Annotated in this window: 11 protein-coding genes and 2 pseudogenes; 11 read left to right on the forward strand and 2 right to left on the reverse strand. The window is 75.8% G+C overall.

All coding sequences use genetic code 11. The annotated features are described in order from the left end of the window. The 10 genes and pseudogenes from RIF68_RS08725 to RIF68_RS08770 form a co-directional block, all read left to right on the forward strand. Nucleotides 1–407, forward strand: a pseudogene (locus RIF68_RS08725) (lysine 2,3-aminomutase); the annotation flags it as partial. Beyond that, nucleotides 404–1,951, forward strand: coding sequence for a dipeptide epimerase (locus RIF68_RS08730; RefSeq protein ID WP_309050565.1), 1,548 nt, complete (start codon nt 404–406; stop codon nt 1,949–1,951). The pseudogene RIF68_RS08725 and the gene RIF68_RS08730, both read left to right, overlap by 4 nt. Then, nucleotides 1,948–3,066: an Ldh family oxidoreductase gene (locus tag RIF68_RS08735; protein WP_309050566.1), complete on the forward strand. Its 1,119-nt coding sequence runs from the start codon at nt 1,948–1,950 to the stop codon at nt 3,064–3,066. The genes RIF68_RS08730 and RIF68_RS08735 overlap by 4 nt, the downstream gene beginning before the upstream one ends. Continuing rightward, on the forward strand, nt 3,063–4,304 hold the full coding sequence (locus tag RIF68_RS08740) for a hypothetical protein (protein ID WP_309050567.1): 1,242 nt from the start codon (nt 3,063–3,065) through the stop codon (nt 4,302–4,304). The genes RIF68_RS08735 and RIF68_RS08740 overlap by 4 nt, the downstream gene beginning before the upstream one ends. Next, the gene (locus tag RIF68_RS08745) at nt 4,301–5,515 is read left to right on the forward strand and encodes a GNAT family N-acetyltransferase (protein WP_309050568.1); all 1,215 of its coding nucleotides are present in this window, start codon (nt 4,301–4,303) and stop codon (nt 5,513–5,515) included. Before RIF68_RS08740 ends, RIF68_RS08745 begins: the two co-directional genes overlap by 4 nt. 6 nt (nt 5,516–5,521) lie before the next feature. Continuing rightward, a complete protein-coding gene (locus tag RIF68_RS08750; protein ID WP_309050569.1) occupies nt 5,522–6,442 on the forward strand; it encodes a branched-chain amino acid transaminase in 921 nt (306 codons plus the stop codon). Beyond that, on the forward strand, nt 6,439–7,422 hold the full coding sequence (locus RIF68_RS08755) for a hypothetical protein (protein WP_309050570.1): 984 nt from the start codon (nt 6,439–6,441) through the stop codon (nt 7,420–7,422). The genes RIF68_RS08750 and RIF68_RS08755 overlap by 4 nt, the downstream gene beginning before the upstream one ends. Nucleotides 7,423–7,444: 22 nt before the next feature. Further along, on the forward strand, nt 7,445–8,824 hold the full coding sequence (locus RIF68_RS08760) for an MFS transporter (RefSeq protein ID WP_309050571.1): 1,380 nt from the start codon (nt 7,445–7,447) through the stop codon (nt 8,822–8,824). Next, nucleotides 8,821–10,098: an ATP-grasp domain-containing protein gene (locus tag RIF68_RS08765; protein ID WP_309050572.1), complete on the forward strand. Its 1,278-nt coding sequence runs from the start codon at nt 8,821–8,823 to the stop codon at nt 10,096–10,098. The genes RIF68_RS08760 and RIF68_RS08765 overlap by 4 nt, the downstream gene beginning before the upstream one ends. Before the next feature lies 1 nt (nt 10,099). Further along, nucleotides 10,100–11,251, forward strand: coding sequence for an alpha-hydroxy acid oxidase (locus RIF68_RS08770; protein ID WP_309050573.1), 1,152 nt, complete (start codon nt 10,100–10,102; stop codon nt 11,249–11,251). 88 nt (nt 11,252–11,339) lie between these two features. On the opposite strand, the gene RIF68_RS08775 is transcribed toward RIF68_RS08770, so the two are convergent. Then, nucleotides 11,340–12,845 (reverse strand): SulP family inorganic anion transporter, encoded by a 1,506-nt coding sequence (locus tag RIF68_RS08775; protein WP_309050574.1) that lies wholly within the window; start codon nt 12,843–12,845, stop codon nt 11,340–11,342. A gap of 316 nt (nt 12,846–13,161) precedes the next feature. On the opposite strand from RIF68_RS08775, the gene RIF68_RS08780 reads away from it, so the two are divergent. Beyond that, entirely contained in the window at nt 13,162–14,781 is a 1,620-nt protein-coding gene (locus RIF68_RS08780) for a class I adenylate-forming enzyme family protein (protein WP_309050575.1), read from the forward strand. A 30-nt stretch (nt 14,782–14,811) separates the two neighbouring features. Here RIF68_RS08780 and RIF68_RS08785 read toward each other — a convergent pair. Then, a pseudogene (locus RIF68_RS08785) lies at nt 14,812–15,029 on the reverse strand (M6 family metalloprotease domain-containing protein); the annotation flags it as partial.

Here is a 15,029-nt window from a genome sequence, read left to right on the forward strand (position 1 = left end):
ACGACGACCCCGCCGCCTGGTCGCGGATGTGGCAGCTCCAGGTCGAACTGGGCGTCATCCCCTACTACATGTTCGTGGAGCGGGACACCGGCGCCAGCAGCTACTTCGGCATCCCCCTCGCCCGGGCCCTCGACATCTACCGCGAGGCCGTACGGGGCGTCTCCGGCCTGGCCAGGACCGCCCGCGGCCCGGTCATGTCGGCCGCGCCCGGCAAGGTGATGCTGCACGGCACGACCGAGGTGGCGGGCGAGCGGGCGTTCGTCCTCAGCTTCCTCCAGGCGCGCCGGCCCGAGTGGGTGGGGCGGCCGTTCTTCGCCGCGTACGACGAGCACGCGCAGTGGTACGACGAGCTCAAGCCGGTCTCCTTCGGCACCACCCTGCCGTCGTACACGGGTGACCAGTGGTGAGGCTCCACGTCCACGAGATCCGCCTCACCGACCACGACGTCTGGCGCAGCGCCCGCGAGGCGATCCCGGTGCAGCCCGGGGTGCTGGTCGAGCTGTCGGCGGGCGGGCGGTCCGGTTTCGGCGAGGCCTCGGCCTTCATGACCGACCGCTACAACTCCTCGCTCGACGCCCTGCACGCCTCGCTGCGGTCGGTCGCGGGCACGCTGCGGGAGCTGCCGGCCGACGACCCCGAGGGGGCGTGGGAGGTACTGGCTCCGCTGCTGACCGGTTCGCCCTTCGCGCTGGCCGCGCTCGACGTGGCCGCGCACGACCTGGCGGCCCGCCTCGCGGGCGTACCGCTGTGGCGGCGCCTGGGCGCGGCCGGGGCGGAACCGGCGGGCGGGGACACGGCGGGGCCGGGCGCGCTGCGCTCCAGCTACAGCATCGGCCTCGACGAGCCCGGCGTGATGGTGCGCAAGCTCCAGGAGCGGCCCGGCTGGCCCGCGTACAAGGTCAAGCTGGCCGCACCCGGTGACCTGCACATCCTCCGGGCGCTGCGCGAGCACACCGACGCGCCGTTCTACGTCGACGGCAACTGCGGCTGGGAACCCGCCGCGACGGCGGCGGCGCTGGACGCGATGGCGGAACTCGGCGTGACGCTGCTGGAGCAGCCCTTCCCGCGCGAGGCGTGGGCGGAGGCCAGGGAGCTGAAGAAGATCTCCCCGATCCCGGTGTACGCGGACGAGAGCATCACCGGACCGCACGATCTCGACGCCTGCGCCGAGGCCTTCCACGGCGTGAACCTGAAGCTGATGAAGGCCGGCGGCATCACTCCGGCCCTGCGGATGCTGCGCGCGGCGCGGGCCGCCGGGCTCGGCACGATGCTCGGCTGCATGCCGGAGTCCAGCGCGGGCGTGTCCGCCACGGCGCACCTGGGCCCCTTCGTCGACCACCTGGACGCCGACAGCATCGCGCTCCTCGCCGTGGACACCGGCACCGGCGTGCTGCTCGACGCCGAGGGCGCCCTCACGCTGCCCGACGCGCCCGGCACCGGCTTCGTGCCCGCGTACGACGGGCCGGCGTTCACGGTCCGTCCCTCGGCGGCCGGCCGCGCCGGCCAGGCCGGCTGGGACGCCGAGGAACTGTCGGTCCACCGCGACGGTACGGCTCTGGCCTCCGTACGGGTCCGGCGCCGCCCCCTGCCCGGCCACGCGCCCGCGGACACCTTCCGCCAGCTCGACCGGACGGCCGCGCCGGGTACGGAAGCGGTGAGCCCGGAGGAACTGGTGGCGCTGCTGCGGGGCGCCGTCACCCGCGCGGTCGCGGACGGCGCCGACACGGTCTGGCTGCGGGCGGACGACGAGAGCCTGCGGGAGGCCTGCCGCGCGGCCGGCTTCCGGACCCTCGCCGCCTCCGGCGGCACGGTCCGCGACGGCGCCCCCGGCGGGCCGCCGGACCTGCCCTCCGACAGGTCCCCCGCCGCAGCGCCCGCCGGCGACGGCCCCCTCCCGGACGGCGACGACCCGTCCCCCCTCATGGTCTGGAAGGCGAACGAACCCGCATGACCCACGTGCACGACGTGCGGCCCACCCCGGCAGCCGGGGACGTCACGCCCCCCGCGTCCGAGCCCGCCCCCCTGCTCCCCGCCGCCACCGCCGTCACCCTGGCCGAGACCGCCCTCACCGGGGCGGGACTCGCACCCGGGGACGCGCGGGACGTGGCGGAAGCCCTGACCGAGACCTCGCTGCGCGGGATCGACACCCACGGCCTGCGCCTGCTGCCGCAGTACCTGGACGAGCTGGCCGACGGGATCGCCACCGCCCGGCCGGAGATCCGGACGGTACGGGACAGCGGCGCGGCCGTCATGCTCGACGCCGACGGGGCGCTGGGCGTGGTGGCCGGCCTCGCCGCCGCCCGGATCGCCGCCGAGCGGGCCCGTACCCACGGCGTGGCCGCGGTCGGCGTCCGCAACTCCAACCACTTCGGGGCGGCCTCCGTCTACAGCCGGCACCTCTCCCGGCAGGGCCTGGTCGGCATCGTGACCACCTCCGCCGCCTCGCGGGTGGCTCCCTTCTCCGGGACGGAGCCGCTGTTCGGCACCAATCCGCTGAGCTTCGCCGCCGCCGTCGAGGACGACGAGTTCGCCCTCGACATGGCGACGAGCCAGGTCTGCTTCGGCGAGATCAAGGAGCGCCGCAAGCACGGCCGGGCGCTGGACGCCGGCTGGGCCACCGACGCCGAGGGCCGGCCGGCCACCGACCCGGAACAGGCCTACGCGCTCTCGCCGCTCGGCGGCTACAAGGGGCAGGGCCTGGCCATGGTGGCCACCCTGCTCGGCGCGGTGCTGACCGGCTCGCCGGGGGACTGGGAGCTGGAGCACATCGGCGCCTCCACGCCCGGCCGCAGCCGCGGCATCGGCCACCTGGTGGTGTGCCTGGACCCGGCCGCCTTCGCGGGCACCGCGGAGTTCGCGGAGGGGCTCACCGGCCTGCTCGACACCACGCGCGGCGCCCCGGCCGGGGCGGACGCGCAGCAGCCCGTCCAGGTGCCCGGAGACCCGCAGCGGCGCGTCGCCGCCGAGCGGGCGGAGCGGGGCATCCCGCTCGACCCGCACACCACGCGGGCGTTCACGGCGCTCGCCGCCGAGCAGGGTGTGGCCTGGCCGGAGGTGTCGGCGTGATCCTCGTGCTGCTCAGCCCGCGCAACGCGGGCCTGCCCTTCGCCGAGTGGCTGGGCGAGGAGGCGGGCCGGCTCCTGGCCGTCACCGCCGAGGGCGTGTCCCCCGGGCCCGGTTTCGCCCACGTCGAACGGGTCGCCGACTACACCGACGACGAAGCCGTCCTCGCGGCGGCCCGGCGGACCGCCGAACGGTACGGCGTCACACGGGTGCTGGCCCTCGCCGAGGTGGACGTGGAACGGGCCGCCGCCCTCCGCGCCGAACTCGGCCTGCCCGGCCAGCTGCCCGACAGCGCCCGCGCCTACCGCGACAAGGTCCTGATGAAGGAGCGGGCGGCGGCCGGCGGCGTGCCGGTGCCGCCGTTCGCGGCGGTCGCCTCGGCTGCGGACGTCGCGGCCTTCATGGCGGCCCACCCGGGACCGGTCGTGGTCAAGCCGCGGGGCGGTTCCGGTTCGACGGGCGTCGCGGTGCTCCGTGACCCGGCGCAGATCGCGGAGGTGGCCGACCGGGTGGCCGGCGGCGGTCACGAGGTCGAGGGGTACGTCGAGGGCCGCATGTGCCACGTGGACGCGCTGCACGTCGGCGGGGAGCCGGTGGTCTGCGTGCCGTCCGTCTACACCGACGGCGGCTGCCTGTCGCACTGGACCGACTCCGGCAACGGCAGCTGGACGCTGCCCGCCGACGACCCGCTGCACGAGCGGCTGGTGGCGGAGACCTGGCGGCTGGTGGGCGCGCTGCCCGCGGCGCCCGCCCTGTTCGTGCACGCCGAGTTCTTCGTGACGGACGCAGGCGAGATCGTCCTGTGCGAGATCGCCGGCCGGGTGGGCGGCACGCCGATCCCGGCCATGCTGGAGGCGGTCCTCGGGCTCGACCCGCGGCACCTGTGGGCGCGGATCGAGTGCGGGCTGCCGGTGGATCTGGAGGCCGTACGGGCGCACGCCGCCGCCGCGCCGCTGGTCGCCAACTACGGCCTGCCGCCGCGCGACGGCCGGATCGTCCGCCTGCCCGAGCGGGCGCCCGCCGGTACGCGGGACTTCACCGTCCTCGCGCGGCTCGGCGAGGACTGGGGCGGCGCCCGGTACGAGGGCCGCAAGTCCGGCGACTTCATCGCGACCTGGCTCGTGACGGCGGACGACGCCCAGGAACTGCTCGCGCTGGTCGACAAGACGGGCGCGGAGGTGGAGGCGGGATTCGGCTGGGAGCCCGCCCCCGGAGCCGCACCCGCGGAGGCGGCCCGGTGAGTGACCTGACCGCCGAGGTCCTCGCCCCGGACGCGCGGCCCACCGCCGCGGAGTTCCCGGCCCTCGCCGCGCCCGCGGTGTTCTGGGAGGACGACCGCTGGTGGCGCTTCACCGAGCGCACCGACCTCCACGAGGTGCGCTACCTGGCCGTGCGCGAGGGCGGCGAGCTCGCCGCCCTCGCCCCCCTCCTGGTGACCCGGGACGGCGGCGGGCTGCTGTTCTACGACACCCCGAGGATGACCGGGGAGACCAACGCCTTCGGCGCCCCGGAGCTGCTGGACCCGGAGCGGCGGACCCGCTGGGAGGAGCTGGCCGGGCGGCTGGAGGACGCCCGCCGCGGCCAGTACCCCTCCGTCACGCTGGCCGTGTTCGGTTCGCACCACGGCATCGTCCACGCCGCCGGCCGCGACGCGGCCGGCCGGGCGCGCGTCCTGGCCGAGCTGCCGCGGCTCCTGGACGAGGCCGCCGGGCTGCTCGGCTGCCGCAGCAGTTCCCTGCTGTACGCCACCGACGAGCAGGCCGCCGTCCTCGGACCGGCGGCCGAGGCCCGTGGCCACGTGCCCGCCGTCCTGGGCGCCGAGTCCGTCCTGCGGCTCGACGCCCCCGACTGGGAGACGTACCTCGCGGGCCTGGCCAGCCGCAAGCGCCGCCGCGCCCACCGCGAGCTGGAGGAGTACGCGGCGGCCGGTTTCCGCACCGTGATCCGCGAGGGTCCCGGGGCGCTGTCCGACTCGGTCGTCGACCTCCAGGTCGCGCTGCGCGCCAAGTACGGGCTGCCCGGCGGACGGCCGCGCGTCCAGCGTGACTTCGACGCCCTGCGGGAGACCGTCGGTGACAGCTGCCTGGTGCTGAGCGCCGAACGGGACGGCGAGACCCTCGGGTTCGTCCTCTACCTTCGGGCGGGGGACGCCCTGTACGGGCGCACGGCCGGCTTCGACGACGACCGCGCCAGGGGCGTCTACTTCGCCCTGACCTACCACGAGACGATCCGCTGGGCACTGGCCCACGGCGTGCGCGAGGTCTGGTACGGCCTCGCCGCCTACGAGGCGAAGAAGCTGCGCGGCTGCGACCTCGAAGCCCGCCACGGCTGGTTCCGCTTCACCGGTCCGGGCAGCGCCGAGCTCGAGGAGACCCTGCGGCTGCAGGGCACGAGCGAGGACGCCCGGCTGCGGGGCCTCGGGCCGGACAGCACCACTTCACAAGGAGACTGAGCAGACATGCCACTGACCCCGACCCCGTTCATCTGGATGGACGGCGAGCTGGTCCCCTGGGACGACGCGAAGGTGCACGTGCTCACTCCGAGCCTGCACTACGGCTGGGGCGTCTACGAGGGCGTCCGGGCGTACGCCACGGACTCGGGCCCGGCGGTGTTCCGGCTGCGCGAGCACGTGGCCCGGCTGCGCGACTCGGCGCGCGTGTACCTGATGGAACTGCCGTGGACCGACGAGGAGCTGGTCCAGGCGGTGCTCGAGCTGGTCCGGATCAACGGCCACGACTCCTGCTACATCCGCCCCATCGCGTACCTCGGCTACGGCGAGATGGGTGTCGCGCCGCAGCTGGACGCGGTGCGGATGTCGATCGCGGTGTGGCCGTGGGGCTCGTACCTGGGCGACCGGGCCGAGACGGAGGGCTGCCGTCTGATCGTCAGCAACTGGCAGCGCAACTCGCACCAGACGGTGCCGCCGCTCGCCAAGGCCACGGGCGCGTACGTCAACAGCGCGCTGGCCAAGGTGGGCGCGCAGCGCGCCGGTTACGACGACGCGCTGATGCTGACGGCGACCGGGCACATCGCGGAGGCGTCGGCCGCCAACCTGTTCGTGGTGCGCGACGGCGCCCTGTTCACCCCGCCGGTCAGTGACGGCATCCTGCCCGGCATCACGCGCGACAGCGTCATCACCATGGCCCGCGACCTGGGCCTGGAGGTGACGGAGCGGAGCATCCCGCGCAGCGAGGTCTACATCGCGGACGAGGCGTTCCTGACCGGCACCGCCGCCGAGATCGTGCCCGTCGCCTCGGTCGACGAGCGTCCGCTGGGCGCGGGCGGCGCCGGTCCGGTGACCAAGCAGTTGCGCGAGCTGTTCCGGGACGTCGTCGGCGGCCGGCACGACGGGTACGCCCGCTGGCTGGAGCGCGTGTGAACCGGACGGAACCGCACGGCGCCGCCGCGTCGCCTCTCCCCGAGGCGGACGCCGGCGCGGTGCGCGCCGCCGTCGTACGACTGGAGGCCGCCGCGCTTCGGCTGCGGAGCGTCCTGGGCGCGCCGGTGACGGCGGCCGACGGCGTCCCGGAGCGGGCCTGGCGGGCCGCCCTGGACGAGGAGCTGTGCGACCGGCTGATCGACCTGGCGGCCGCCCGGGCGTGGGCGGCCCGTGAGACGGCCGGCCCGGCGGACCGGGACCCGGCGGCGACGGTACTGCGCGGGTGCGCGCTGTGGGCCGTGGAGGCGGACACCACCCGCGTCCTCGCCCTGACGGCCCCGGCCACGGCGGGCCTCCTGCCGGCCGGAGCCGTGCCGGCGTCGGGCGGGGCGACCGGCGGAGCCGTACCCGCCACGGTCGGCGCGGCCGACGGAGCCGTACCGGTCACCGGCGGGGCCGCATCCGCCACGGTCGGCGCGGCCGACGGAGCCGTACCGGTCACCGGCGGGGCCGCATCCGCCGAGCAGGCTGTCGCCGTGGTCGCGCAGCGTCACGTCGCCGCGCTGGTCACCGCGCTCGCGTCGGCGGAGGTGTACGACGCGGTGTGCGCCGGGCTGCGGGCGGCGCTGGGGCCGTGTCCGCGGGGCCGGGCGGCCGCCGCCTGGGAGATCGCGGACGCGGCGCTCTCCGGTCTGGGCGCCACGCGCGAGGAGTGGGTCGGCGCCGACCCGGCGTGCACGGCCGCGGGCGGCTGGGTGCTGGTGGACCGGATCGGCCGGCTCGCGCTGGCCGCCGCCCTGCTGGCGGCCGGCCCCGCGCACCGGGCCGAGGAGGCGGAGACCCGCGTCAACGCGGCCCGCCGGCACACCTGGAACCACCTGCGCCAGCCGCCCCCGGAGGCGGCCACCGCCGTGCACGTGCGGCGGACCGCGGAACTCGTGGACTGGATCACCGGCTCCGCGGGGCGGAGCGGCGCGTGAACGCGCAGAGCGGGAGGGCCGCATGAGCGGGGAGCCGAACGGCCGGACGGGAGTGGCGGGGCGGGCCGCGCGCCTGCTGCTGGCCATCCTGCCGAAGACGCCGGCCGGTCGCCGGCTGGCGGCGGGCGCGGCGGTGGACTCGGTCGGCTCGGGCATGTTCCTGGCCGCCTCCACCCTCTACTTCGTCACGGTCGTCGGCCTGCCCGCCGCCCAGGTCGGCATCGTGCTGTCGGTGGCCGCCGCGGCCGGGCTGCTCAGCCCGGTGCCGCTCGGCCGGCTGGCCGACCGGGTGGGGCCGGTCAAGGTGTACGTGGGGCTGCTGGCGGTGCGCGGACTCGGGTACGCCGGGTTCGCGCTGGTCGACAGCTTCTGGCCGTACGCCGTGCTGACCTGCGTGCTCACCGCGCTCGACCGGGGCTGCTCGCCGCTCCAGCAGGTGGTCGTGGGCATCGTCGAGGGCGGCGAGAACCAGACCCGGACCATGGCGTCCATCCGGTCGGTCCGCAACATCGGTCTGACGGCGGGCTTCCTGCTGGCGGGCGCGGTGCTCGCGATCGAGGAGCAGGCGGCCTTCGTGGCGCTGTTCCTGGGCAACGCGCTGACCTTCTGGGTGATCGCCGCCGTGGTGGAGCAGCTGCGCCGCCGGTCGGCCGCCGCCCCGGCGCCCGCCGCGGACGGTGCCGGGGCGGGGCCCTCGCCGGTGTCACCGGCCCCCGCGCCGGCCGAGCGGGAACCGGCCGCCGTCCGCAGCCCCTTCCGGGACCTGCGGTTCATGCTGTTCACCGTCTCCAACGGCGTGCTGTCGCTGCACGACTCGGTGCTGTTCATCCTGCTGCCGCTCTGGCTCATCACGGCCACCGACGCGCCCTCCTCGTCGGTCTCGGTGCTGCTCGCGGTGAACACCGTGCTGACCGTGCTGCTCCAGGTGTACGTGTCCCGGTTCGCGGAGACCACGGCGGGCGCGCTGCGGCTGGTGCCGGTGGCGCTCGTCCCGCTGCTGGTGTCCTGCGCGGTGTTCGCCGGCGCCGAGCACGTACCGGTGTGGCCGGCGGCGGCCTGTGCCGTCCTCGCCGTGGTGCTCCTGACGGTGGGCGAGAACCTGCACTCGGTCGCGGTGTGGAACCTGTCGTACGAGCTCTCGCCGCCTCCCGCGCGGGCCCGCTACCTGGCGGCCTTCAGCCTGGGCATGACGGGTCAGCAGATCGTCGGCCCGGTGCTCATGACGGGTGTGCTGCTGCCGATGGGGACGGCCGGCTGGGCCGTGCTCGCCGTCGTGTACGCCCTGGCCGCCCTGGTGGTCCGGGCGACCGGCGCGCCGCGCACCGCACCGGCGCCCCCGAAGACGGATCCCGCCCCCGCCTCTTCCCCTGCTTCCCGTTCTTCCAGCGAGGTGACCCCATGACCGAACACGTGCTCATCGTCGGCGGCGGCCGCGAGATCCCCGGCCTGATCCGGGAGGTGGGCGGCCCGGACGTCGCCACGACCATCCTGTGCCGGATGGACTTCGTGCCCAAGATCCGCAAGCCGGGGCAGCACGACCGGGTCCTCGCCCTGCGCAGCGAGGCGCCCGACGAGGAGTGGATCGCGCTGGCCGCCGCCGTGCACGAGCGGCATCCCTTCACCCGCGTGGGCACCTTCGGCGAGCGGGACCAGGACCGGGCGGCGGCCGTCGCCGAGGCGCTGGGCCTGCCGTGCCACTCGCCCCGGACGATCGCCTGGGTGCACGACAAGGACGCGATGCGGCGGCGGCTCGCGGAGCTCGGTGTGGACGACACCCCGGGCGGGCGGGTCGCGGACGTGGCGGAGCTGCGGGCGTTCCTGGCCGAGCACGGCACGCCGTGCGTGGTGAAGCCGGTGCAGGGAGCCGGCAGTTTCGGTGTCTCCGTGGTGCGGTCCGCCGAGGAGGCCGAGGCCGCCTTCGCGCGGGCGGCGCGTGACTTCGAGGTCATCCCGGACGCGGGCGTGCTGGTGGAACGCTTCCACGAGGGGCCGCAGTTCAGCGTGGAGGCCTTCTCCGAGGACGGGGAGCACGAGATCCTCGCCGTCACGCGGAAGTTCTCCGACCCGGTGGGCTTCGTCGAGCTGGGCCACGTCGTGCCGGCCGGCCTCTCCGCAGAGCAGACCGACGCCGTGCACGCCTACGTGCGACGGCTCCTGGACGCGCTCGACATCACCTACGGCGTGACCCACACCGAGGTGGTCCTGACGCAGGACGGGCCGCGCGTCATCGAGACCCACGTCCGGCTCGCGGGCGACGAGATCCCGTACCTGGTGCACGACGTCACCGGCGTCGACCTGGTGGACTGCGTGGTGCGGCAGACGCTGGGCCTGCCGGTGCTCGCGGACGTCCGCAAGACGCTGGAGGACCCGTCGGTGGACCGCAGCCCGGAGGCGATCTGGTTCGCGGTGCCCCGGGCGCGCGGCACGCTCGCGCGGATCGACGGCCTGGAGGAGGCCGCGGCCCGGCCGGGCGTGGTGGCCGCCGAGGCCCTGCTGGGCGCCGGTGACGTGCTCGGTGACCTGGACAGCTCCGAGTCGCGGGCGGCCTTCGTCCGGGCGCGCGGCGCGGACGCCGCCGAGGCCGTGGCCCGGGCCCGGGAGGCCGTGGCGGGGCTGGAGTTCGGGGTCACGGTGTCCGGCGACGACGCGGCCGGCGGCGCGCGGGACTGGGTCTGAGATGACCACGCCCGAGACGGCGCCCGCACCGGAGACGGTGGCCACGACCGGGGCGGCGCCCGCACCCGAGCCGGTGCCCGCACCGGAAGCCCCCGGCGCGCCTGCCGCTTCCGCCGAGGCCGGCATCCGTGCGTCGCGCGACCTGGCCGCGCGGGCGCGGGCCGTGCTGCCGGCCGCCGCCTACGAGTTCTACGCCGCCGGGGCCGACGAGGAGATCAGCGCGGGGGAGGCGGCGGACGCCTGGCGGAACCGGCGGCTGCTGCCGCGCGTGCTGCGTGACGTCTCGTCCGTCGACACCGGTACGGAACTCCTGGGCACCCGCCTGGCCTCACCGGTCCTCGCGGGCCCGACGGCCTTCCACCGCATGGCGCACGACGAGGGCGAGACGGCCACGGCGGCGGGGGTCGCGGCGGCCGGTTCGCTGCTCGTGCTCTCCTCCCGCGCGACCCGCCACCCCGAGGAGGTCGCCGCGGCGGCCGGGCCCTGGTGGTACCAGGTGTACTGGCTGCGGGACGCGGAGATCACCCGCCGCCAGGTGGAGCGGGCCGCGGCGGCCGGGGCCCGGGCCCTGGTCCTGACGGTGGACGCCCCCTACGTACCGCCGAGGGCCACCTCCGGGCTGCCGCTGCCGCTGCCCGAGGACGACGAGCTGTGCCGCGCGGTGGGCGTGGGGACGCGGCTGCCCGGCTGGGAGCAGGACCCGTCGCTCGGCCTCGACGCCATCGGGCGGCTGCACCGCATGTCGGGCCTGCCGGTGCTGGTCAAGGGCGTGCTGCGGGCCGACGACGCGCGGGCGTGCGTGGCGGCGGGCGCGGCCGGCGTGATCGTCTCCAACCACGGCGGCCGGCAACTGGACCGGGCCGTGGCCCCGGCGGACGCCCTGCCCGCGGTCGTGGCGGCGGTCGGCGGCGAGGTCCCGGTGCTCGTCGACGGCGGGGTACGCACCGGCACCGACGTCCTGGTGGCCCTGGCCCTCGGCGCGCGGGCGGTGCTCCTCGGCCGCCCGGTCGTGTGGTCCCTGGCCCTGGGTGGCGCCGCGGGCGTGACCGCGCTGCTCGACTCGTACCGTACGCAGCTGTCGACGGCCATGGCCCTGGCGGGCTGCGCGCGGGTCACGGACATCGGCCCGGACCTGCTGCACGGCGGCGCCTGAACCGCCTCCGCCCCGCGCACCGCCGCCGTCTCCCGGCCGGCCCCGGCCCCTGGGGCGGCGGCGGGCGGGGCGGCCCGGGCTTGCCCGGTCAGGGGCTGCCGAGTTCGCCGGTGAGGCGGCGGTGGAGGTCGGCGCTGGGGGCGTTGAGGCCGGTGATCTCGACGGTCTTGCCGCGCTGGGCGTACTTGTTCTCGATCGCGTCGAGGGCGGCGACGGAGGAGGCGTCCCAGATGTGGGCGGCGGAGAGGTCGATGACGACCCGGTCCGGGTCGCCCGCGTAGTCGAACTGCCCCACGAGGTCGTTGGAGGAGGCGAAGAACAGCTCCCCCGTGACCCGGTAGACGACGCGCCGGCCGTCGGCGTCGGGGACGGCCGACACCTCGGCGAGGTGGGCGACCCGCTTGGCGAAGACGACCATGGCGGTGATCGATCCGGTGACGACGCCGACGGCGAGGTTGTGGGTGGCGACCACGGCCACGACCGTGACCGCCATGACGGTGAGTTCGCCGGCGGGCATGCGGCGGAGGGTCTTCGGGGCGACGGAGTGCCAGTCGAAGGCCGCGACGGACACCATGATCATGACGGCGACGAGCGCGGCCATGGGGATCTCGGAGACCACCGGGCCGAAGACGACGCACAGCACCATCAGGAACGCGCCGGAGAGGAAGGTGGAGAGGCGGGTGCGGGCGCCGGAGACCTTCACGTTGATCATCGTCTGGCCGATCACCGCGCAGCCGCCGATGCCGCCGCAGAAACCGGTGACGATGTTCCCGATGCCCTGGCCGATGGACTCGCGGGTCTTGTCGGAGGGCGTGCCGGTGATGTCGTCCACCAGCTTCGCGGTCATGAGGGATTCCATGAGCCCGACCAGCGCCATCGCGAAGGCGTAGGGGGCGACGGTCGTCAGGGTGTCCAGGGTGAACGGCACGTCGGGCAGTCCCGGCACGGGCAGGGCCGACGGCAGGGCGCCCTTGTCGCCGACCGTCGGGACGGCGATCCCGGCGCCCACGGTGAACGCGGTCAGGGCGGCGATCGAGACGAGCGGGGCCGGCACGGCGGTGGTGATCCTGGGGAAGAACACGAGGAGCAGCAGTCCGGCCGCGATCAGCGGATAGACGGGCCACGGCACGTTCCGCATCTCGGGGATCTGCGCCATGAAGACCAGGATGGCGAGGGAGTTGACGAAGCCGACCATCACCGAGCGCGGGATGAAGCGCATCAGCCGGGCCACCCCCAGCGCGCCGAGCACGATCTGGAAGACCCCGCCGAGGATCACCGCCGCGATCAGGTGGCCGAGGCCGTGCTCGCGGTTGAGGGGCGCGATGACGAGGGCGACGGCCCCGGTCGCCGCGGAGATCATCGCCCGCCGGCCGCCGACGACCGAGAGGGTCACGGCCATGGTGAACGAGGCGAAGAGGCCGAGCGCCGGGTCCACGCCCGCGATGATCGAGAACGAGATCGCCTCGGGGATCAGCGCGAGGGCGACGACCAGACCGGCGAGGATCTCGGTGCGCCACACCTTCGGGTCGGAGATCCAGTCGGGCTTGATCCGGCGCGGGCGCGCGGCGGGGGACACGGTGGCGGGGGAGGACAAAGGAACGGACACCTGTCGGGGAGCGGGACGGCGGAGGGAGAGAGGGGGAGGAGGGGAAACCCACGGCCTCGGCCTCGTACGGCGGGGGCGGAACGGCGGTGTCACGGCCCCTGGCCTCCGCCGAGTCTAACGGGGCGGGGTTGACCCCCGGGGGAGGGCGGCATAGCGTCACCAACGGGCTGAGCGAGCGCTTAGGAGGGGCCACGTGAAGGCTGAGGCCGGTACGGAACCGGCGCGCGGAGCCGGTACGGAGTCGTCGGAGCGCGGGGCCGGTACGGGCACCCGGGCCGCCGCCCCCGCCCCGTGGGCCGCCCGTCTGACCGCCGACGGCGCCCCCTTCGCCGTACGCGACGGGGTGTACGCCTCCGGGCCCCGTACCCTGCGCGAGTTCGTGGAGGCCGTCTGGGCCTACGGGGACCGGGTCTTCCTGGTGTCCGAGGACGCCCGCGTGACGTACCGGGAGTTCTTCGACGCCGCCTGCGGCCTCGCCCGCCGGCTCGTCGCGGAGTACGGGCTCCGCCCGGGTGACCGGGCCGTCGTCGCCCTGCGCAACCACCCCGAGTGGCAGGTCGCCTTCTGGGCCGCCCAGCTCGCCGGGCTCGTCGCCGTCCCCCTCAACGCCTGGTGGACCGAGGACGAGTTCGCCTACGCGCTCGACGACTGCGCGCCCCGCGTCCTGCTGGTCGACGGCGAGCGGCTCCCGCGCGTCCGGGCCTGGGCCCGGCGGCACGCGGTACCCGGGATCGTGTTCCACGGGGACGGCTCGGAGGAGGCGGAGGAGGGCTTCACGGCGTACGTCCCCGACACCGATCCCCACCTGGGGCCGCCCGACGTGGAGGTGACGCCGGAGCAGGACGCGACCATCGTCTACACGTCCGGGACCACGGGACGGCCCAAGGGCGCGGTGGCCACCCACCTCGCGCAGGCGGGCGCGGCCGTGAACCCGCGCTACTTCGCGGCGGCGGCCGCCCTGGCGCGCGGCGAGGTGCCGGGGACGGGGCCCGCGCCGGTGTCCCTGACGACGTTCCCCTTCTTCCACGTGGCCGCGTTCACCTCCTTCTACGCCGTGATGGCGGCCGGCGGCACGCTCGTCATGATGCGGAAGTGGGACGCCGGCCGGGCCCTGGAGCTGATCCGGGAGCACCGGGTGACCCACTACGCGGGCGTGCCGACCACCGCCCTCCAGCTCCTGGAGGAGGCCCGGCGCGCGGGCGACGGCCTGGAGAGCCTGACGCTGCTGAGCACCGGCGGGGCGCCCGCCCCGCCCGGGATCGTGGCCGGCCTGGCCGAGCGGTACGGGGAGCGGATCGAGCCCCGCAACGGCTACGGGCTCACCGAGACCTGCGGCGGCGTGCTGTCCCACGTGGGTGCCGAGTACCGCGCGCACCCCGGCGGCGCCGGCCGTCCGTCCCCCGTGACCGAGGTACGGATCGAGGCGCCCGACGCCGGCGGCGTGGGCGAACTGTGGCTGCGCGGCCAGTCGCTGATCCGGGGCTACTGGGGCGACGAGCAGGCCACCCGGGCCGCCTTCACCGACGACGGCTGGTTCCGGACCGGGGACCTGGCCCGGATCGACGACGGCGGGCGGGTCACGATCGTGGACCGGCTGACCGACATGGTGATCCGTGGCGGCGAGAACGTGTACTGCGTCGAGGTCGAGCGCGTCCTCCAGGAGCACCCGGGGGTGGCCGACGCGGCCGTGCTCGGCCTGCCGCATCCCGTGCTCGGGGAGGAGGTCGCCGCCGTCGTACGGCTCCGTCCCGACCGGGAGGCGGAGGTGGACGCCGAGGCGCTCCGGGCGCACGTGGCGGCGCGGCTCGCCGCCTTCAAGGTGCCGGCCCGGATCCTCGTGCGGACGGAGGAGCTGCCGAGGAACCCGACGGGCAAGCTCCTCAAGCGGGAGCTCCGCGAGCGCTTCACGGCCGGGGACGGCTGAGGCCGGCGGCTCCGGCGGGCGCGGGGTGAGTCAGGGGCGGCTGATGCGGACCCGGTAGGTGCCGGCCCCGTCCTCGTCCACGACGCCGATGCGGATGCCGTTCACGCGGTCGGTGAAGGTTTCGCCGGGGCGGTAGGGCGCGTCCGAGAGTTCCGCGTGCACGTTGGGGCGGCGCGTGCAGCCGCCGCTGGCCCGCTCGCTGTCGGAGACGGTCACCGGGCCGTGGCCCGTGTCGACGTCGGACTCCA

This window comes from Streptomyces sp., assembly GCF_031178505.1.
Classification (GTDB): domain Bacteria; phylum Actinomycetota; class Actinomycetes; order Streptomycetales; family Streptomycetaceae; genus Streptomyces; species Streptomyces gulbargensis.

Coding starts and splice junctions, on each gene's coding strand:
- RIF68_RS08765 (WP_309050572.1), top strand. CDS start 8,821: ATGACCGAACACGTGCTCATCGTCGGCGGCGGCCGCGAGATCCCCGGC.
- RIF68_RS08760 (WP_309050571.1), top strand. CDS start 7,445: ATGAGCGGGGAGCCGAACGGCCGGACGGGAGTGGCGGGGCGGGCCGCG.
- RIF68_RS08770 (WP_309050573.1), top strand. CDS start 10,100: ATGACCACGCCCGAGACGGCGCCCGCACCGGAGACGGTGGCCACGACC.
- RIF68_RS08735 (WP_309050566.1), top strand. CDS start 1,948: ATGACCCACGTGCACGACGTGCGGCCCACCCCGGCAGCCGGGGACGTC.
- RIF68_RS08750 (WP_309050569.1), top strand. CDS start 5,522: ATGCCACTGACCCCGACCCCGTTCATCTGGATGGACGGCGAGCTGGTC.